Source organism: Marinomonas sp. G8-14 (genome assembly GCF_055808935.1).
This window is the reverse complement of the sequence record NZ_CM147891.1, coordinates 1141855-1161794: the sequence shown is the minus strand read 5'-3', so window position 1 is coordinate 1161794 and position 19940 is coordinate 1141855. Positions and strand designations below refer to the sequence as shown.

The 19940-nt window shown below is 43.1% G+C and carries 20 protein-coding genes and 1 pseudogene; 15 read left to right on the top strand and 6 right to left on the bottom strand.

Annotation, left to right across the window (positions count from 1 at the left end; translation table 11 throughout):
* The first annotated feature begins 5 nt into the window (after positions 1–5).
* Genes AC0L6V_RS05880 through murI form a run of 6 tightly spaced genes read left to right on the top strand, consistent with a single transcriptional unit; the run spans position 6 to position 4664 of the window.
* Positions 6–632 (top strand): MotA/TolQ/ExbB proton channel family protein, encoded by a 627-nt coding sequence (locus tag AC0L6V_RS05880; RefSeq protein WP_265221064.1) that lies wholly within the window; start codon positions 6–8, stop codon positions 630–632.
* Entirely contained in the window at positions 629–2086 is a 1458-nt protein-coding gene (gene lpxK, locus AC0L6V_RS05875) for a tetraacyldisaccharide 4'-kinase (RefSeq protein WP_265221065.1), read from the top strand. Before AC0L6V_RS05880 ends, lpxK begins: the two co-directional genes overlap by 4 nt.
* Positions 2079–2276, top strand: a complete 198-nt coding sequence (locus AC0L6V_RS05870) for a Trm112 family protein (protein WP_111607775.1) — start codon at positions 2079–2081, stop codon at positions 2274–2276. The genes lpxK and AC0L6V_RS05870 overlap by 8 nt, the downstream gene beginning before the upstream one ends.
* Positions 2273–2764, top strand: a complete 492-nt coding sequence (locus AC0L6V_RS05865; protein WP_265221066.1) for a low molecular weight protein-tyrosine-phosphatase — start codon at positions 2273–2275, stop codon at positions 2762–2764. The genes AC0L6V_RS05870 and AC0L6V_RS05865 overlap by 4 nt, the downstream gene beginning before the upstream one ends.
* A 2-nt stretch (positions 2765–2766) precedes the next feature.
* Positions 2767–3858 carry a UDP-N-acetylmuramate dehydrogenase gene (gene murB, locus AC0L6V_RS05860; RefSeq protein WP_265221067.1) on the top strand — a complete coding sequence of 364 codons (1092 nt, stop codon included), beginning with the start codon at positions 2767–2769 and terminating at the stop codon, positions 3856–3858.
* Complete coding sequence (gene murI / locus AC0L6V_RS05855) at positions 3855–4664, top strand: glutamate racemase (protein ID WP_111607772.1); 810 nt, start codon at positions 3855–3857, stop codon at positions 4662–4664. Before murB ends, murI begins: the two co-directional genes overlap by 4 nt.
* Here the strand turns inward: murI and AC0L6V_RS05850 are convergent.
* A complete protein-coding gene (locus AC0L6V_RS05850) occupies positions 4661–5806 on the bottom strand; it encodes a patatin-like phospholipase family protein (RefSeq protein WP_111607771.1) in 1146 nt (381 codons plus the stop codon). The two genes, murI and AC0L6V_RS05850, sit on opposite strands and share 4 nt — an antisense overlap.
* A gap of 249 nt (positions 5807–6055) precedes the next feature.
* Between AC0L6V_RS05850 and AC0L6V_RS05845 the strand changes: the two genes are divergently transcribed.
* The 9 genes from AC0L6V_RS05845 to AC0L6V_RS05805 all read left to right on the top strand — a co-directional run bounded on the left by AC0L6V_RS05845 (position 6056) and on the right by AC0L6V_RS05805 (position 13321).
* Positions 6056–7180, top strand: coding sequence for a beta-ketoacyl-ACP synthase III (locus tag AC0L6V_RS05845; protein ID WP_265221072.1), 1125 nt, complete (start codon positions 6056–6058; stop codon positions 7178–7180).
* Positions 7181–7324: 144 nt separating this feature from the next.
* Positions 7325–8968: a phosphoglucomutase (alpha-D-glucose-1,6-bisphosphate-dependent) gene (gene pgm, locus AC0L6V_RS05840; RefSeq protein WP_265221073.1), complete on the top strand. Its 1644-nt coding sequence runs from the start codon at positions 7325–7327 to the stop codon at positions 8966–8968.
* A gap of 282 nt (positions 8969–9250) precedes the next feature.
* Positions 9251–9712, top strand: coding sequence for a TonB-dependent receptor plug domain-containing protein (locus tag AC0L6V_RS05835; protein ID WP_418138840.1), 462 nt, complete (start codon positions 9251–9253; stop codon positions 9710–9712).
* Positions 9687–9986: a hypothetical protein gene (locus tag AC0L6V_RS05830; RefSeq protein WP_418138839.1), complete on the top strand. Its 300-nt coding sequence runs from the start codon at positions 9687–9689 to the stop codon at positions 9984–9986. The genes AC0L6V_RS05835 and AC0L6V_RS05830 overlap by 26 nt, the downstream gene beginning before the upstream one ends.
* 7 nt (positions 9987–9993) lie before the next feature.
* Positions 9994–11049, top strand: coding sequence for a TonB-dependent receptor (locus tag AC0L6V_RS05825; protein WP_418138838.1), 1056 nt, complete (start codon positions 9994–9996; stop codon positions 11047–11049).
* Positions 11022–11465 (top strand): TonB-dependent receptor domain-containing protein, encoded by a 444-nt coding sequence (locus AC0L6V_RS05820; protein ID WP_418138837.1) that lies wholly within the window; start codon positions 11022–11024, stop codon positions 11463–11465. Before AC0L6V_RS05825 ends, AC0L6V_RS05820 begins: the two co-directional genes overlap by 28 nt.
* 78 nt (positions 11466–11543) lie before the next feature.
* Positions 11544–12119 (top strand): Fe2+-dependent dioxygenase, encoded by a 576-nt coding sequence (locus AC0L6V_RS05815; RefSeq protein ID WP_265221075.1) that lies wholly within the window; start codon positions 11544–11546, stop codon positions 12117–12119.
* Positions 12077–12226 carry a hypothetical protein gene (locus AC0L6V_RS05810; RefSeq protein WP_346433256.1) on the top strand — a complete coding sequence of 50 codons (150 nt, stop codon included), beginning with the start codon at positions 12077–12079 and terminating at the stop codon, positions 12224–12226. The genes AC0L6V_RS05815 and AC0L6V_RS05810 overlap by 43 nt, the downstream gene beginning before the upstream one ends.
* Positions 12227–13321: an alpha-hydroxy acid oxidase gene (locus AC0L6V_RS05805; protein WP_418138836.1), complete on the top strand. Its 1095-nt coding sequence runs from the start codon at positions 12227–12229 to the stop codon at positions 13319–13321. It abuts the gene before it with no gap.
* Between the two features lie 99 nt (positions 13322–13420).
* Here AC0L6V_RS05805 and AC0L6V_RS05800 read toward each other — a convergent pair whose 3' ends face one another.
* The 5 genes and pseudogenes from AC0L6V_RS05800 to AC0L6V_RS05780 all read right to left on the bottom strand — a co-directional run bounded on the left by AC0L6V_RS05800 (position 13421) and on the right by AC0L6V_RS05780 (position 19853).
* Complete coding sequence (locus AC0L6V_RS05800) at positions 13421–14434, bottom strand: extracellular solute-binding protein (protein WP_265221077.1); 1014 nt, start codon at positions 14432–14434, stop codon at positions 13421–13423.
* Between the two features lie 217 nt (positions 14435–14651).
* The gene (locus AC0L6V_RS05795) at positions 14652–15110 is read right to left on the bottom strand and encodes a spermidine synthase (RefSeq protein ID WP_418139071.1); all 459 of its coding nucleotides are present in this window, start codon (positions 15108–15110) and stop codon (positions 14652–14654) included.
* A gap of 1 nt (position 15111) precedes the next feature.
* Positions 15112–15390 (bottom strand): polyamine aminopropyltransferase, encoded by a 279-nt coding sequence (locus tag AC0L6V_RS05790; RefSeq protein ID WP_418138835.1) that lies wholly within the window; start codon positions 15388–15390, stop codon positions 15112–15114.
* Between the two features lie 91 nt (positions 15391–15481).
* Positions 15482–18561, bottom strand: a pseudogene (ydiJ, locus tag AC0L6V_RS05785) (D-2-hydroxyglutarate dehydrogenase YdiJ).
* Positions 18562–18671: 110 nt separating this feature from the next.
* Positions 18672–19853 carry a murein transglycosylase domain-containing protein gene (locus AC0L6V_RS05780; protein WP_409419513.1) on the bottom strand — a complete coding sequence of 394 codons (1182 nt, stop codon included), beginning with the start codon at positions 19851–19853 and terminating at the stop codon, positions 18672–18674.
* Positions 19854–19940 lie beyond the last annotated feature (87 nt).

Here is a 19940-nt window from a genome sequence, read left to right as displayed (position 1 = left end):
GCGAAGTGTTAGCTTTTATTCAAACTGGTGGTGTTTTTATGTGGCCTTTGTTGGCCTGTTCCATTCTTGCACTGGCTATTATTCTTGAGCGATTTTGGACGCTGCGTAGGTCAGGAGTAGCCCCCAAAGGGTTGTTGTCGGATGTTATGGCGCGATTGCGTGATGACAGAATGACCATTGAGTACATTCGTTCTATGCAAGCGAAAACAGGTCTTGCGTCTATTTTCGCCGCGGGACTTTTAAACTCTAAACATGGTCGAGATGCGATGAAAGAAAGTGTTCAAGAGGCCGCCAGTCATGTAATCCATGAGTTAGAACGCTTTATGAATACTCTGGGTACCATTGCTGCCATTTCTCCATTGTTAGGTTTGCTAGGGACAGTGGTTGGTATGATTAAGGTCTTTTCTGTCTTGATGGAAAGTGGGGCTGGAAATACGGCGTTACTCGCAGGCGGTATCTCTGAAGCATTGCTTACCACCGCGGCGGGTTTAGGTGTGGCCATTCCAGCGTTAATTTTCCATCGGTTTTTCAGTCGTCGAATTGATGAACTTGTTGTAACAATGGAGCAGCAGTCCACAAAATTGGTCGATGCTTTGCATGGCGATCGAGATAAAGCAGGAGTCGCCCAGTGAAGTTTCGTCGTCAGAAAATAGATGACGTTCAAATCAATCTAACACCATTGATTGACGTCGTTTTTTTATTGCTTATTTTCTTTATGGTCAGTACGACATTCAATCAAAGTACTGAGTTGACGATTGACTTACCAACGGCCACCTCAAATGCCCCTAGTTCTGATCGTGCTAAAAATGTCGAGTTGGTCATTACTGCGGATGGTCAGTATGTTATCAATGGCCAAACACTCATTAATGAGAAAGTGAGCACATTAATACAAGGATTAGAAGAAGTCAGTGAGGGCGACTATACTCGTCCGCTTATTATTACTGCTGACGCAAAAGCCTCTTATGACATGGTGCTTAGGGTGTATGATGCGGCAGCAAGCCTCGGTATTACAAAACTTGCTCATACTGCACAGAAAGAAGCCCATCCAGTGAGTTTAGAGTCTTTATTTACTCGTTCTTGGTACGGTCGTTGTGGTTGGACAAATGTGTTTCGGCCGTTACAGCCTCTTGTTCGAAGAGTGATACTCAATAAAAGGCAACGCTTTTTAGCACACCCTGAATGGTCTTATAAAGCGCCTGTTCCCGTGGTGATCGTAGGTAATATCAGTGTCGGCGGTACGGGGAAGTCTCCCATGGTTGTGGCATTGTGTGAACTGTTGTCCGCCCAAGGCTATCGACCCGGTATTGTTTCCCGAGGACATGGCGTAACGCTTAAAGTGCCGACTAGGGTGTATCCTGACAGTTCAGCTCAGGCCGTTGGTGATGAGCCTGTTATGCTTGCTCGTCGAACGGCTTGTCCTATGGTGGTATTCTCAAAACGAGATGAAGCCGTTAAACACCTTCTTGCAACAACAGATGTAAACATTATTGTTAGCGACGATGGTATGCAACATTACCAATTAGACAGAGACATTGAAATCGCAATGCTAGACGCAAAGCGTGGGGTGGGGAATGGCCATTTGTTACCCGTCGGGCCGTTAAGGGAACCGATTGACCGTTTAAAAGACGTGGATTTTATTGTCAGTGTGGCGGACAACATGACGAATGCCCTCGATCAACTGAATTTGCCTATTACCGTCGCACCTTTGGTGCCGAGTATGTTGCTGTCTTTAGATGGCACAAAACGCGTAGATTGTCTTGACGCATTTGTGGATCAGGCAAAATGGCATATTATGGCGGGTATTGGTAATCCAGAGCGTTTTATTGAAACATTAGAGCGACTCGGCCTGCAAAAAGAAAACATTACTCATCAATGGTTTGCCGATCATCACGTGTTTGATGTTAACGATATTCCATCTGATGGTGCCGTTATTATGACGGAAAAAGACGCTGTGAAATGCCAGTCCTTAGGTCTAGAGAATTCAAACGTCTGGTATTTGCCAGTCTCTTTAGTATTGCCAGAGCATTTTAAGCAGCGCTTTTTAGAAAAACTCAACCTTATAAAATTGGATCATAGCCATGAATAAAACGTTATTAGACATACTTGTTTGCCCTGTCACGAAAGCGGCACTTACCTTGAGTAAGGATGGTACTGAGCTGATCAGCAAGATTGGTGGAATGGCGTATCCCATTCGTGATGGTATTCCTGTGTTGTTAGAAACCGAAGCGCGTACTTTAACAACAGACGAGAGACTGGAGTCAGGTTCATCAAAATGACATCGCAAAAAGTGCTGACCGTGTGTTTGGGGAATATATGTCGTTCTCCAGCCGCACAGGGCATCATAGAAAGCTTGAGCGCTGAAAGTAAAAGCGTCTTTTTGGAACTCGATTCTGCTGGGACAGCCGCTTACCACATTGGCAGTCCACCGGATCCTCGATCCATTGCTGTATTAAAGCAAGTTGGCATTCATATTGATCAACAAAAAGCCAGACAAGTAAGTAAGGCGGATTTCGATGAGTTTGATTGGATTCTAGCCATGGACAGAGAGAATTTAGCCAATCTTAAGAAAATTCAACCTAAGCGCAGTCGGGCCACTTTGGTTTTGTTTGGTGAGTTTCATCCAAGTGTGTCCTTTGGGGAAGTGGTGGATCCTTATTATGGCGATGAAAGCGGGTTTATTGAAATGAGACAGCACCTTACTAATATTGCACAAGCGTTTGTGAACCACCTTACTTTAAAACGAGAAGACTCTGTCAGCCGATGAATATGCGACTTAATACCAGCGATTTTTTCACACAAACCGTTGAAGATTCCATCCAAAAAAACATGTCTTTGGCTGCTTACAATACGTTCCGATTTGCTTATCAGGCGGAATATTTTGCTATTGCAGACAGCCTTGAAACGCTTAAAGTCTTATTGGCTTGGGCGAATCGCTTGGAACACCATGTCACCATGATAGGCGGTGGTAGTAATTTGCTTATTTCTGGCGATGTGCCAGGGTTGGTCATTATTAACCGATTGTCTGGTATCAATGCCAGAGAGCACAGTGGCAATTTGATGAGTTTGACGGTTGCGGCGGGTGAAAATTGGCATCAGCTGGTCGAATTTGTTGTCACTCAAGGGTGGTTTGGTATTGAAAATTTGGCTCTCATCCCTGGAACGGTTGGGGCTGCTCCTGTTCAAAATATCGGTGCTTATGGGGTTGAGATAAAAGATGTATTGGCCCGAGTTCAAGTTATTAATACCGTGTCTGGGGATGTTTACTGGATTAATGCTCGCGACTGTGGATTGGCTTATCGCGACAGTTATTTTAAAAGCAAATGGCAATCTGTGTTTATTATTACGGCGGTGGAGTTATCACTGAAAAAACAGGGGCAACTGCAGTTAAGTTATGGCGGTCTCTCTGACCGAGTTCAAGCTCAGCCGAGCTTGAAAGATGTTTTTAACGCCGTGTGTCAGGTTCGCAATGAAAAATTGCCCGATCCAACCGTGCTGGCTAATGCTGGCAGTTTTTTCAAAAATCCAATTGTCAGTCAGGCCAAACATAGCGAGTTAATCGCTCGTTTTCCCTCGCTCGTTTCATTTCCTTTTGAGCAAGGATTTAAATTGGCGGCTGGTTGGATGATTGATCAAGCCGGTTGGAAAGGAAAGCAATTCCAAGGGGTTGGTGTCTATGATAAACAGGCGCTGGTGCTGGTTAATTATCAGGAGGACACAGCGGATTCTTTATTGGCGCTAGAAGCACAGATAAAACAATCTGTTTTGGATTTGTATGGTGTTGAGCTAGAGCGTGAACCCGTTCAATTGCCCTCGACAATCTCGGTTGATCACAGTATGAACGCGGAGTCATTACGTTGAAAGTTGGGGTGATTGATTCTGGCGCTGGGGGCTTAACCATTCTCAACGCGATACATAAAAAACAACCTTATCTTGATTTGGTCTATTTGGCCGATGATGCGTTTGCGCCCTATGGCAGTAAAAGCATCCCGCAATTGCAGGAAAGGTTGATAAAAATAGGACAGTTTTTTGAAAATGAAAAAGTGTCTGCCATTGTTGTTGCTTGTAATACGGCAACGGTGGCTGCCATTGATGCGTTAAGGGCGAGCACGTCATTGCCTATTATTGGCGTTGAGCCTGCCGTAAAACCAGCTTTTCGTATTAGTAAGCAGCGTAAAGTGGCGGTGTTGGGTACGCCAGTGACAGCACAAAGTCCGCGTTTGAACCAATTGATTGGGCTTTGGAAGTCGGACAGTCAAGTATCGATTATGTCCAGCGATACCTTGGCGTTTGATATCGACGCCTGGCCTGAAACAGAAGATAAAATCAAACAGACGATCAATGTGTTGAGCCAAGATATGCTAGCTCAAAACATTGATACGTTGGTTTTGGCTTGTACCCATTATCCTTTGGTGAAGCATTTGTTTGTTCAGGCCTTAGGAAGTGAATGCGAAATTATTGAGCCAAGTGAGGGGGTAACCGCTCAACTTATTCGGCGTTTAGAAGCGTCTTATCCTGAGCAAATGAACGCTTTGCAGAACTCCTCCTCTCAGCCAAAGGGGCAGATAGAGCTATGCAGTTCTTTGGGCGCCAAAAACATGCAGCGACTCACCTCATGGGTGGTGGCAAGTGACGCTATAAGCGATAAAAGACACGTTAATATTTAAACGTGTCCTTCAAAAAAAGCAATAATTCTATCCTTTTCCCACATGGCATCCTGATACCCCAAATCCATCAAGGCTCGGCAATATTGCGGCGTGAAAAGTAAGTAGCTTGCTGCTGAGCTTATTTTCTCTGAAGTCGACCCGCCTGCCGCCTTTAAGAGGATACGCACATTTTTCGGTAGCGTCTTAATGTAGTGATGGGCTATGGCGTTAAGTTCTTCCGATGGAGAAATGATTAACGTCTCTGTGGGAAGGTTTTGATGTAATGCTTGTTTATCTTTAGGTAGATCTCGAATAAGGCTATTCATGATCTCTAATTGGTTGATATCGTCTTCCAAATTATCAATAAAAGCGCTATTCAATAACTGACCTAGTATTTGTGCCATACTGGGAGCGCTGGACTCTACCTCTTCATCCGGTGCGGCCCATTTTTTGGCGCTGCGGTTACCGCTCACGCCAATGATAAATAACTTGTTTGCTCCCAATTTAAGGGCAGGATAGATGGCCGATTTTTGGCGAATGGCGCCATCGCCGTAATAATGATTTTGAATTTTATGAGCAGGAAAAATAGTGGGAATGGCGCTGGACGCTAACAAGTGGTCCACCCCTAAACGCGCTATCACGCCTTTGCGTCTTTTTTCTTGCCAGCCTTGAATATCGGCTTGTCCTTGAAAAAAAGTAGTCGATTCACCTGTGCTATAGCTCATAGCGGTGATCGCTAATGCTCTTAGTTGTTGTTTGTCTATTGCAGTGTGTATTTTAGAAAAGTCTAAATGATTTGAGAGCAGTTCTTTCAGTGGCGTATTGTCCATCAATGCCATGGATGTTTCGCTATTGTGGACATGAAAAAGGGATAATAAAGTCTTTGTGAGGGACGTGGCCACAGGCCAGCGTCCCACGGTATAGATTTGATCCGGAGTTAAATGACGCCACACAAAAGCTAAGGTCGAAACGGCTTTCGAAAAATTGTCTGCATAGGAGGCCAGCATAGTGGCGTTCAATGCGCCAGCAGAGGTGCCGCATAATATTGAAAAAGGTAAAGCGGTATGTTTTGGCAGTATTTTTCCCATGGCTGAGAGTACACCTACTTGATAGGCTGCACGCGCACCACCGCCAGATAGAATTAATGCATTGTTATTGGTCATAAAAGTCCACTTTGTATGGTTTTATTCCAGTGATCTATGTATCACATAAAAACAGCGTTTCTTCAATTAAAACAATCATTGAGAAACAGTATGGGAGAATTTTACTGAGAATGCCATGCTATAAAACCAGTCTATTATAAGTATTCTGGATAATATGCTGCCATTGTTATTACATTTTGTAGACTGGCGCCATAATGTGATTCACAATCTCTTCTATACTGTTGTTAAAAACAATAAAAAGGATACGAAATGAATTATTCCGCCGTTATTAGTGGGGTGGGTCTATGGACCCCCATGCATTCTATTAGCAATGAAGAGCTTGTCGCGAGTTATAACGCATGGGCTGAAAAGTATAATCTTGAGCACGCTCAAGATATTGAACGTGGCGACATTGAAGCAAAGCCTTTATCTAGCGCTGCGTTTATTGAGAAGGCCTCTGGTATTAAAAGTCGCTATGTTTATTCCAAAGAAGGCGCTTTAGATATCCACCGGATGCGCCCTGTATTAGAAGTTCGTACTGACGAGCAGCTATCTCATCAAGCTGAAATGGCGATTGCCGCTGCCCAGAAAGCCCTCCAAGCAGCCAATAAAACCGCCGCAGACATCGATATGGTGATAGTGTCTTGTGCCTATACTCAGCGTTCTTACCCCGCTATTGCCATCGAAGTGCAAGCGGCACTAGGCATAGAGGGCTTTGGTTTTGATATGTTAGTAGCGTGTTCTGCTGCGACATTTGGTTTGCAAAGAGCGGTGGACGCGGTCAAAGCGGGCACGGCAAAAGGGGTATTGGTTATTAACCCTGAACTAACGTCTCCACAAGTAAACTATATGGATCGGGATTCTCACTTTATTTTTGGCGATGTGGCAACCGCTGTCGTTGTAGAAAGTAGTGAAACCTGTCAGTCAGCTCACTCGTTCGATGTGCTAAGTACGAAATGCATTACGTCTTTTTCGAATAATATTCGTTCTAATTTTGGCTACACCACTCGTGTTACTGATGAAGACCCTTATGGTGCGGATAAGCTATTTCATCAAAATGGTCGTAAAGTATTTAAAGAGGTTTGTCCAATGGCGGCCGATCACATTGAGGGCCACCTGAATAGTCAAGGCATTCAGGTGTCACAGTTAAAACGTTGGTGGTTACATCAAGCGAATATCAATATGAATGTGCTGATCAGTAAGCGTCTATTGGGTCGTGATGCCACCCTTGAAGAAGCGCCAGTGGTGCTTGATGAATACGCAAATACGGCGTCAGCGGACTCGATTATTGCCTTTGCGAAATATCATGAGGACTTAGTGGCTGGCGACATTGGTGTGATTTGTTCATTTGGGGCGGGGTATTCAATAGGCAGTTTGATTCTTCGTAAACGTTAGTGTTTGCTTCGGATTGCTTATTCTTTTCAATGCGTGGATAAATTGTCTAAGTTAAGTAATACCTTGGTTAAGTCATTGAAACAGATCTGATTATAAGAGAGACTAATTGCACTGGTTTCCATGACTTAATAGGGCATCTTACATATGGCAATTCATCCACAAGCAGGGCAGCTTGCTTCTCACGATTTACTGGTCAATCTTCCTGAACTCATGTCAGCTTATTACCTGAAAAAGCCTCGAGTGGCGACTCATCCAGATGAGCGTGTCAGTTTTGGTACATCCGGTCATCGTGGCAGTGCCTTACTAACCAGTTTCAATGAAAATCACATTTTTGCGATTGCCCAGGCGATTGCGGAATATCGACTCTCTAAAAATATCTTTGGTCCTTTATACTTAGGTAAAGACACGCATGCGTTGTCTGAAGCGGCGTTTCAAACTGCAGTGAGCGTGCTCACCGCAAATGGTGTTCGCGTTCGCACACAGTTAAACGGCGGCTACACGCCAACGCCAGTTATTTCTCGCGCAGTCTTAACCCATAACAAGACCCAGTCCGATATCAGCGATGGGATTGTCATTACGCCTTCACATAATCCGCCTGAAGACGGCGGTATTAAATACAATTCCAGCAAAGGTGGGCCAGCCGATAAAGACATTACCGATTGGGTAGCAAAACGCGCTAATGCGTTACTGGAAGCAGACTTGCAAGGCGTTAAACGCTTCTCTCCAGAAGAAGTTGAAGCCAGTGGCTTGATTGAGCCTTTTGATTATATTAGTCATTATGTTGACGATCTTGAAAACGTCATTGATATGAAAGCCATTGCAGATGCGAAGATTCGCATTGGTGTTGACCCTATGGGTGGGTCAGGTATTCACTACTGGGAGCCTATCGCCAAAAAATACGCCTTGAACATTACTGTCGTGAATAAAGAGGTTGATCCAACGTTTCGCTTTGTACCTCGTGACAAAGATGGTCGTATTCGTATGGACTGTTCATCCCCTTATGCCATGCAAGGGCTGCTAAAGCTGAAAGACGAGTTTGATATTGCCGTTGGTAATGATCCAGATTATGACCGCCATGGGATTGTCTGTGCCAAATCTGGTTTAATGAACCCGAACGCCTATTTAGCCGTTGCGATTGAATATTTATCGCAACACAGAAAACATTGGCCACAAGATGTTCAATTTGGCAAAACACTGGTCTCCAGTGGCATGATTGATCGTGTGGTAAATGGATTAGAGCGCCAACTTTGTGAAGTGCCTGTTGGTTTTAAATGGTATGTTGATGGCATGTTTGAAGGCACGATGGCATTTGGAGGCGAAGAAAGTGCCGGAGCATCCTTTCTTCGTAAAGATGCGACCGTCTGGACCACCGATAAAGACGGCTTCATTATGGCGTTGCTGGCGGCTGAAATTTTAGCGGTAACTGGCAAGGATCCGCAGACACTTTATGAAGCGCAAGTAGCTAAATATGGTAAACCTTTCTATAAACGCATTGATGTTGCTGCGACTTCTGCACAAAAAGCACTACTCGGTGCGTTGGATGTAAAAAATGTCACGCAAACCGAATTGGCGGGTGAAGCCATTGTGTCTGTATTGACGCATGCACCTGGCAATGGTGCTGCCATTGGTGGACTGAAAGTGTCTACTAAGAATGGTTGGTTTGCCGCTCGACCTTCTGGTACAGAAAACGTGTATAAAATCTATCTAGAAAGCTTTGTATCAGAAGATCACCTTGCTGAACTTGAAAACGAAGCAAAAGCGTTGGTGGGTAGTGTGCTTGGTAGTTAATCAAGTATCCTTTCCTGCTTAAAAGCGATTTTAGCAAAAAGAAAACGCCGCTTATCTTTTACAAGGATAGGCGGCGTTTTTTTGACACGCTAGCGTTCTTACTAGACTAAAGCTCATCCGTCTTGGGTGAATTATTCAATTTTTCGAAGCCTCTGTAAGTAAGATTAATCATATTTCGTACAAATTAGTAAGAAATAAGTTGACTAAATAATGCTTATGTAAATAATAACCGAAATCATTTACATAAGCATTATTCGGTCAATTTTTTTGGAATTACTTAATATGAATCAAAGTCTTAATATTCATCAGTCAAGAATGAAAGCGAAACGTCATCCATTGGTGTTAACTGGTATTGCTTTAGCTGTATCTGCCTCGTTATCTAATCAAGCAAAAGCGGAAGAGGAAAATCTAAACACTTTGTTGATAGAGGATACTGAACTTGCGAGTGATGCGAATCCTTATAGTGAGCAAGGTGCACCTTATAAAGCCAAGAGGATGTCTGATTCTAAATACACCCGTGATATTGCTGAAACACCAAAAACGATTACTGTGTTAACAAAAGATGCGATTGAAGAGTCCGGTAAAACAGACCTAGAAAGTATTTTGAGTGCACAGCCGGGTATTACCCTAGGAACGGGTGAGGGTGGTAACTCGTTTGGCGATCGTTATATTATTCGTGGTTACGAAGCCCGCAGTGATGTCTATACCGATGGTTTGCGTGAGCACTGGAACCATCTCACGTGAAACCTTTGCACTTGAACAAGTAGAAATATCCAAAGGCCCAAGCTCGACATTTGGCGGTCGTGGTACGACGGGTGGCGCTGTGAATTCTGTGACAAAGAAACCCTCTTACGATGAAGACTTCTCTATCGTTAGCGGTACTCTTGGTACTGATCACAAACAACGCTATACCCTTGATACAAACAAGGTAGTTAGTGACGAAGTAGCGGTGCGTTTCAATGCTCTCTACTCTGAAGCCGATGTTCCTAATCGAGGCTCCTGCAGGAACTCAACATGAAGGTTTTTTGTTATCAGGTGTTTATGAACCAAATTCAGATGTTGCCATTAATGCTGACTATTACTACTTCCGTGCAGATGATAAAGAAGATGTAGGTCATGCACTTAATCGATCAACAGGCAGTTTTAATAAATATGATTACGTAGGACAAAATGGTTTAGATTTTAAAAATAGTGAAGCGGACATAGCTACAGTAAAGATAAGCGCTTATCTTTCTGATGATTTTCGTATCGAAAACAAGTCTCGTTATGGTGAAACAGTAAATGAGTACATTGTCTCTATGGCAAGAGGTACAGGCATAAGAAGTTTTTCTGGCTGGCAAGAGAATGAGTATATTGGCAACCAAACAAACTTTATCTGGGACACAGAACTATTTGGTAAGAAAAACAGTATTGTTACTGGTGTCGAGTATGCAAATGAAAAGACAGATACGGGTAGCTATACAATAAATCAAACGAACTCTTTTACACTTGATCCTTATAATGCGAATAATAATTTATGGGAGGGTTCTGTTACTAGAAATGACGCAACCAATAGTTTAAAACTGCAGACATTGTCTGCTTACATTATGGATACCATTACATTATCGGATACTTGGGAAGTACATGGTGGTGTTCGTTATGATTATTTTAACTATGATGCTGACGTATTATTCCGTGGTAATACGGGGGCAACAAATGTTGAGTTCAATGATGGTTTCTTGAATGGTCATCTAGGTGTTGTTTTCTCTCCATGGGAACACGGTAATGTATATGGATCATGGTCTACGTCATCCAATATAAATGGTGGAGAAGTCGATGCGGTTAGTCAATGTGGCTATGGTGGCATTTGTTTAGATTCTGATGGTAATTATAAAAATGCAGAGCCAGAGCAATCCACAAATTTGGAGCTGGGAACAAAATGGAACTTAATGGATCATAAGTTACTGCTTACCGCTGCAGCATTTCAGATTACTAAAGACAAAGTAATTGAGGGGGAAATGATTCTTATGCATCAGGTGGTTCTCTTAACACAGGGAAAAATCGAGTGCATGGCGTGGAATTCGGTTTATCAGGTAATGTGACAGATAACTTGAGTGGTCAGGTTGGACTAGCGTTAATGAAATCCAAAACACTAAAATCTTTTGATGAAGACAATGTCGGCCGACCTAAAGCAAATTTTGCAGAGCGTAGCTTTAACGGTCAGCTCAAATATCAGTTTACACCGAAATTTGCTGTTGGTGCTATCGCAACTTATTCAAGTGAAATGTTAGGTGGTCAACCTGATGCGGGGACAGATCCTGATACTGTTGTTAGAACGCCATCATATGTTGTTTACGATGTTTTTGCGCTGTATGAAGTGAGCAAAAATTTCGATATCCAAGCCAACGTGCAAAATTTAACCGATAAAGAATACTATACGGCAATCTACCGTGGCGGAAGTATTGCTTACCTAGGAGAAGGTCGTTCTGCTAGCGTGACTGCAAAGTATAAGTTTTAATAACTATTATTATGTTCTAATTACAACGCAATCAGGAGTAATCTTGATTGCGTTTATTTGTTTCTATTGAGGGAAAATATGGTAATCACTATTCCAAATGTTTTGTCTGATAACGAACTTAAACAGTATCGACAACATTTGAATTCTGCTGATTGGGAAAGTGGTTTAAGTAGCGCAGGTGAACAATCAGTTCAGGTTAAACAAAATCAGCAGCTTCATCCAGAGAGCAAGTTGGCTCAACAATTAGGCGATCATATATTGCAGGCGATATCTGAAAGCGCTAAGTTTGTGTCTGCCGCCTTGCCATTAAAAATTTCTCCTCCAATGTTTAATCGTTATCAAAGCAGTGGTCATTATGGCTGGCATGTTGATAATGCTATTAGAATTATTCCTGGTACGCCGATTCGATTAAGAACAGACTTGTCGGTGACCGTTTTCTTGAGTAACCCTGATGATTATGATGGTGGCGAGCTTTGTGTTAAGGATACGTATGGGGAACATCAAATAAAACTGCTTGCTGGTGATATGGTTATATATCCTTCTACCAGTTTGCATCAGGTTTTACCTGTGACAAAAGGCCAACGATTGGCAAGTTTTTTTGGGTTGAAAGTATGGTGCGAGATCATGAACAGCGTGAGATTTTATTTGACCTAGATCAAACCATCCAAACATTAGGGGCTGATCACGGTTTAGATAATCCTCAAGTGATTACGCTAAGTGCTTTATACCACCGTTTAATTCGACTACATGTGAATACCTAAATGACCACTTCGATTACTCCGATTGATGCTCTATGCGTTGCTGATTATCAACGTCTTGCCAAAGACGTATTACCTCATGATATTTATGAGTATATTTTTGGGGGAGGTGGTGATGAAATCACTCTCAAGCATAATCGAACTGCGCTTGATGCTATTCAACTTTGGCCGAGGGTATTAAATGATGTTACTCATGGTACAACTATGACGTCCATACTCGGTGAGTTTTGGCGTTCTCCTATTATGCTGGCGCCTGTTGCTTTTCAATGCATGGCTCATGAAGAAGGGGAAATAGCCACTGCGCGAGCTGCCAGTGCCTTAGAAATTGGCATGATTGTAAGTACATTAGCCAGTCACACTGTTGAGAGTATTAGTGAGAAACTAACCAGCCCAAAATGGTTTCAGTTGTATTGGCAACTGGATCGAGACTTTAATGTAGAGTTGGTTCGTCGTGCTGAAAAATCTGGTTATTCGGCTTTAGTCGTCACCGTTGATTCAGCCATACACGGTATTCGTAATAGAGCACAAAGAGCGAACTTTGTTTTACCAGATGGAATAACAGCGGTGAATCTTATCAATCGTCCGCCTTTGCCTTCCAATGCTTTCACGCCAGATCAAAGTATTATTTTTCAAGGGATGATGAGTGAAGCGCCAACTTGGAAAGACATTGCTTGGTTGATAAAGCAAACATCCTTGCCGGTGTTGATAAAAGGCATATTACATCCTGCTGATGCAATTAAAGCCAAGTCTATCGGGGCAAAAGGTGTTGTTGTATCAAATCATGGCGGCCGTACATTAGATTGTGTACCAAGTGCCATTGATGTTTTACCAGTTATTCGTCAATCAGTAGGAGGGGAGTTCACGGTATTGATGGATGGCGGTGTGCAGCGTGGCACGGATGTCTTCAAGGCGGTTGCACTTGGCGCAAACGCAGTGTTAATTGGGCGGCCGCAGGTTTATGCTTTGGCTGTAGCTGGAGCTGCAGGTGTTGCGCATATGTTGCGTATTCTTCGAGAAGAATTAGAGGTTGCCATGTCGTTAGCAGGAACTGCAACGATTGAAGATATTGGACTCGCCAGCATATACAAACATCGTTAGTTCAGGTTGCGTTACGTATTTATAAAAATGCCAGCGTACTTATTAAGGTGGCTGGCATTTCTTATTGAGTAAATTTCTGTAACGAAAAATTTAGTAACTTTATTTCCAGCCGCCTTCATTCATTAGCTCTACGGCCAATCTGTTATTTTCTCCTAAAGCACTAAGAGATAGGGAATCTGCTTTAAACTCTCCAAATGGCTGCAAGCTTTTAGGTGGCGCAATTCCTTCCACAACAGGGTACTCAGTATTAGCTTGAGCATACCAAGATTGACTTTCTTCATTTGTAAGGAAGTCGACTAAACGTCTTGCATTACGAAGATTTGATGCGGACGCAGTTATACCTATTCCACTAACATTGACATGAGCACCGCGTTCGTTTTTGCCCTGATTTGGCCAAAAAAGTGCAACAGAATTATAAATTTCACGTTCTTTGGCGTCATCACTTTGACCCAGTCGACCATAGTAATAAGAGTTGGCTAGAGTCACATCACAAACACCGACTGAAACAGCGTTAAGTAAATCAGTATCGCCACCAAAAGGAGGGCGAGATAAATTATTAACAAATCCTTTGATCCACTCTAACGTTTTGGCTTTACCATTTGCGACAATCATGGAAGCCACTAACGACTGATTATAGATATTAGAAGAGGAACGAGTGCACAAACGTCCTTTCCATTTTGGATTGGCTAAATCTTCATAAGTAGTAAGCTCAGATTCAGAGACCTTTTTTGGATTATAAAAAATAATACGTGCACGTTGTGATAGGCCATACCAATAGCCTTCGGGATCTTTTAGATTATTTGGTATCACTTTCTTTAACGTGTCAGTCTCAAAGCTTTGTAGTACGCCAGCTTCCTTTGCTCGAACAAGCCGTCCAGCATCGACTGTAATAAAAATATCAGCAGGGCTTGCATCACCTTCGGCTTTTAAGCGATTTAATAATACATCAGCGTCACCCGTAACTAGATTTACATTCACCCGATATTTTTTAGAATAAGCATCTAGCACAGGAGCGATCAAAGCTTCTTTACGAGCGGAGTAAATATTTATCTCTCCACTCGCAAAAACAATCGAAGACGTGGTGGTGAATAAGGTTGCGCCTAATGCTGTCAATGTAGATGTTAATATGTGAAATGAGACTTTTTTTGTTTCATGTTGAGAGCCGTTAGTTGTATAAATAGGAAACAGTTTCGATAGACATCTAGATAATTCATGTTGAATGTATTTAATTTTAAATGAAAACTATTTCTATTTAAAAGTGATTTTTGTTTTATGTGTTAAAAAGACAAATATCACTATTGGTTCCTCGAGAACACTGATAGCTATAGAGCTAAATCTCCGACAATCTAGACAACCATTTGGTTAATTGAAAGCCCATTTTGTCGCTGAGCCTTTGTGCAGCGACTTTGAGCTCTTTTGCGTTACTGTTATCGACTCTTTTGCCCGCGATAATAACCCAGTTGCCGCTGCCAGTATCTAGTGCTCGAACGTCATTAAAATGTTGTTTGATGATGGCGGTTAATTCATGATTGTTTTTTTGATCGATCCAGCAATTTAACGCTAACCAGCCATCTTCTTTGATGTTCTTCGCACAATTTTCAATGAAGCTTGTTTGGAGGACAGCACAATCCATTCCTTCGGTGTTATAGAGATCGGTCATTAATACATCGACTTTTTTAGGCAGGCCATCCGCTATGTAATCAATGGCGTTAGCCACTTCTAGATTAATGCGTTTGCCTCTGGGGAGTTTGAAATACATCTCGGCCGCATCCATGACTTCTTGACGCAGCTCAACCGCGGTGATGTGAATAGCGGGAACGGTATGATAAAGCGCATTCAGTAAGGTTCCCCCCCAGCCCCAATATACAGACGCGTTTGGGTTCGCAGAATAAGAGTGGCAATATCATGGCTTGGGTATATTCATGCTGTAAAATATGCGGAGTAGAAAGACGAATACGGCTTTGCTCATCACCATCAGCAAATGACAAAATGCGATATTGACCATCATCAAAAATGCGAATAGGGCCAAGTTCATCGGCGCTGTCATGTAGTAAGTGTTGGTGACTCATGTTGTCCCTTTTTTAAATATCATCGTTGCGTAGATTTCTTATAAAAAAATAAGGCTCGGGGTGCTGAGCCTTAGAAGATCATTAATACTGACTATTTGCTCACCGTTGCGTCTCTTAGGTGTTTCAAAAGTGCCTGCACAGGATGCGGTATTTCAACATCGTCAAAGCGTTTTGCTTGGCTTCTGCAAGAATAGCCTGTTGCTACGAGCCTTCCGAGCAGCCCTTGGTCGGTGACTTTATCCTTCCATGACAAGTCATAAATGGTTTTAGACGTCTCTTTATTGGCGGTTTCATGACCATAAGTTCCTGCCATGCCGCAACAACCGACATTTTCGACTTTTAGTTCAAGCCCTAAAATACGATAGATTTTTTGCCAATCTTGGATTGACGCTGCTGCGTTGGTTTTTTCGGTGCAGTGGGTCATTAGGTGGTAAGTTGCATTATCGCACACCAAAGGTTGTTTAATCAGATGGTCGCTTTTTTTCATCAACCATTCCTGCATCAACTGGATATTTGGAATCTGCCGACTGTCTCCAAAGGCTTTTGTGTATTCCGCTCGGTAGGTCAGCGTCATAGAAGGGTCAATGCCAATAAAGGGTAAACCATAGAAGGCCAAACTTTGCAGCATGTCTAAATTTTTACGTGCTGTGCGCTGAAAGGCTTTCATAAAGCCATGCACATGCAAGGGTTTACCATTAGGCATGTAAGGCGCCAGATAAGCCTGAAAGCCTAGACGACTCAGTGTTTCCATAGTGTCTAATACCAGCTCGGTTTCAAAATAACTGGTAAACGCATCTTGTACGACAATGACAGCGCGAGAACGGTCTCTCGGACTTAAGGCTTCAATAGAGAGTGGTGTGGCCAGGCGAATGCCACGGCGTGACATTTCTTTTTTTAGATTGAGCTTGCTCAGTTTAGGGTTGTCTGACAAACCAATGTACTTGCTGCTGAAATGATTCACCCAGCTGCGGCTAACTAACCAGTTATAAGGTTGCGGAAAGATCGCCATCATTGGTATCACAAACTCTAATGAGCCAATCAGATAATCTTTGGTAGGGCGAAGGTAGCGGCTATAGTAGAGTTCTAAGAACTTTGCTCTGAACTCTGGGACATCGACTTTAATTGGACATTGACCAACACAAGACTTACACGCCAGTGCAGCCCATCATTGATTCATGAACCTCGTTGGAAAAGTCATAATCACCACGACGCTTTGCTAGCGTGTTTTTCAATCTGGGTAAGAAGCTAAGTAAAAAACGGCGGTCTTTCGCGTCTTTGCTGGCTTGGACAGTATCAACGCCTTGCTGACTCATGCCTCGCAGCCATTCGCGCATTAAAGAGGCGCGACCTTTGGGCGAGTGGCGACGATCTCGCGTACCTTTCCAAGAAGGACACATGGCATCATTTGGGTCGAAGTTGTAGCAAGCTCCGTTACCGTTGCAATACATGCCTTCTTGAAATTGATCGCGGTTTTTAAGGGGGATTTGGCGATCAAATTGACCTCGTAGTGGGACAGCATCGATTTTTAATAAGTCAGCACCCAGTTCAAAGGGGGTGGCTATCTTGCCCGGGTTTAATTGGTTTCTTGGGTCGAAAGCGCCTTTAACTTGTTGAATGCTTGGATAAAGCTCCCCAAAAAAAGCTGGGGCATATTCAGAGCGAACCCCTTTGCCATGTTCCCCCCACAGTAGACCATTATACTTTTGCGTAAGAGCAACCACTTTGTCGGTGATGGCACGGATCTTTTTTTCTTGGGACTTTTCTTTCAGATCAAGCGCTGGACGAACGTGCAGTACGCCCGCATCGACGTGACCAAACATGCCATATTGTACTTTGTAGCTGTCTAATACTTCGCGGAATTCCATAATAAAGTCAGCCAAATTTTCTGGCGGAACGGCGGTATCCTCAACAAATGGAATCGGTCGTTTTTCTCCCTTGGCGTTACCTAATAACCCCACCGATTTTTTTCGCATTGCCCAAAGTTTGTTAACGCAGTCGTGCCCCATGGCAATGGTATAGCCTAAGGTGCTGCTGTCTCCCTGCTTGGCTAAATTATCCAGCTTATCGGTGAGGATTTTAATTTTATCGGCAACCTCTTTTTCATCGTTACCTGTGTACTCAACGAGATTAATGCCTTGAATGTTCTCTCCTGGGTTTTCCGGGAAAAACTCAGACACTGAATTCCAGATAATATCGCCTTTGGCAAGACCGAGTACTTTTGAGTCGACGGTTTCGATTGAAGTAGGCTTGGTGGCGAGTAACTCACGCGCATGGCGCAGCGAACCTTCGAAACTATCGTAGCGAATATTGACTAACGCCGCATAGGTCGGAATAGGTAGGAGGTTTACTTTGGCTTCAACAATAAAACCTAATGTACCTTCTGATCCACAGAGTACTGAGTTCATATTGAATCGACCGTCTTCGGTGCGAATGTGAGCTAAGTCATAGCCTGTCAAACACCGGTTTAGTGCTGGGAAAGTATCTTTGATCTGTTGCGCTTTGCTTTTCTGAATACTATCGACAATACGGTGGGCATGGGCGGAATAGTCACTGCCGCTTTGGATTTCAGCCAGTGTTTCGTCATCAATAGGCGCGGATTCTAATAGATGACCATCTAGTAACACCGTTTTAAGGGAAAGAACATGATCACGCGTTTTGCCATACATTACCGAACCTTGACCGCTGGCGTCGGTGTTGATCATGCCGCCAATGGTGGCACGATTGCTGGTAGATAGCTCCGGAGCGAAGAATAAACCATGGGGTTGAATCGCTTTGTTCAGCTGATCTTTTACCACACCCGCTTCCACACGAGCCTCAACCTTCTTCGGCATTAATTTCCAAAATTCGATTCATGTGCTTGGATAAGTCTACGATCAAACCATCGGTTAGAGACTGGCCGTTGGTGCCCGTACCGCCGCCTCTTGGACTGAGTACAATGTCGTTAAATTCTTCTTGGTTAGATAGTTTGACAAGCAACTGAATGTCTAGAATATTTTGGGGGTAAATAACCCCTTGAGGCAGTATTTGATAAATAGAGTTATCGGTAGAAAGGACCACTCGGTTGGCGTAATCAGGCTGAGTATCTCCTGAGAATCCTGAAGCGTTCAGGCGTTCGATAAAAGAAAGGTACTTAGTTTGAACGGGCGACACGTCAGAAAGCTTTGGAATCATGTTTCATCTCCACAAATGATGAGTGCGCCGATTTTAACAAAGAAATAGAAGAGGTAGTGATATTTATCTGATGAAAAACAGCGATTTCCACCAGATAAATCGAGTTTGTGTTATTCGTAGGTCGCTTTGGCTTTAGTGACCTTTTCAAGGTATTTTTGCGATTCTGTTCTGGGGTGGTTGTACCTAAGCTTTCTATACACTTCTTTGGTCGAGGTCTGATTTATTTTCTGCACAGCTCTGTTTCTATCTACATCAAAGGTTTTCAAAACATTGCCGGTTCCTCCGTTATAGGCTGAAATAATGGAGTATTCTTGGCTTGTTTTATTCGTTACGTTAGCCAAATAGCGCGTTTGTAGCAGATACAGATAAGCACTGCCAATGTCTATGTTATTTTCGGGCGAGAACAAGACGGCTTTTGTTGGCTGTCCTGCTCTTTTTTTGACTAGGCTGTATACATCTTTTCCTGCCGTGGAAGGGACCACTTGCATTAACCCATATGCATTAGCTGGACTAACCGCGTAGGGATTGAAAGAGCTTTCTGTTTCAATAATGCCATAGATAAGAGCGGGAGATAAGTGATAGCGATTGGCTGCAGCGATCACATATTGACTGTACTTTTCCTGACGAAGATGTTGATGTTGTTGAACCAGTTTAAATTCTACGGCATAAACTGTTTTGCCATTGGCTTGTGTTTTTTGTAATTGATTAGTAACCAAATAAGTTGAATAGCGTTGTGCACGCCAAGGGTATCTTACTAATTCCCCATCATGGTCCATGACTTGTGGGTATAAAAAAGGGACGCCATCAACATTCGGTGCTGAGCTGGAGAAAATGTCGGTTTTGCTCGGATCGGAGGTTGTCAGTAACGTGGTAGTAATCGCGTTTGTTAATGCGTCAAGGGGGGCGCTAGTGGCTAACGTCTCGACACGGACAAGACCTTTTTCAAAATCGACGATGGTTCTTGCTTGATAATCGTTAGTATATTTAACGTATTTTTTCTTATCAGGCAGTTCGCTGTTTCCTTTGCCCCATCGCTTATTTACCTGTTCATCCAGTTCTTTATATAAGGCTTGAATTGCTTTTATGTCCGCTCTAATCAAGTCCCGACTTGTTTTAGCTTGCTGAGCAATCGCTTTGATGTCGTCGATGTCCTCTGCGTTTTTTATTTGTTCAGACAGTTTTTTAACTGAAGTGACAGAGTCAAACGAGGCGAGGGATTCGCAACCGCTCAATGTTAGCAAAATGAGGCTAATCCATAGCATTGAGTAGGGTGAGATCGTTCTCTTGGACATTAATGATTACTCATACAAATAAACGGCGTAATATTTTGTCGGAAAATTATATCAGAACAGTCGTTTGAGGGGGAAATCGACTTGGTA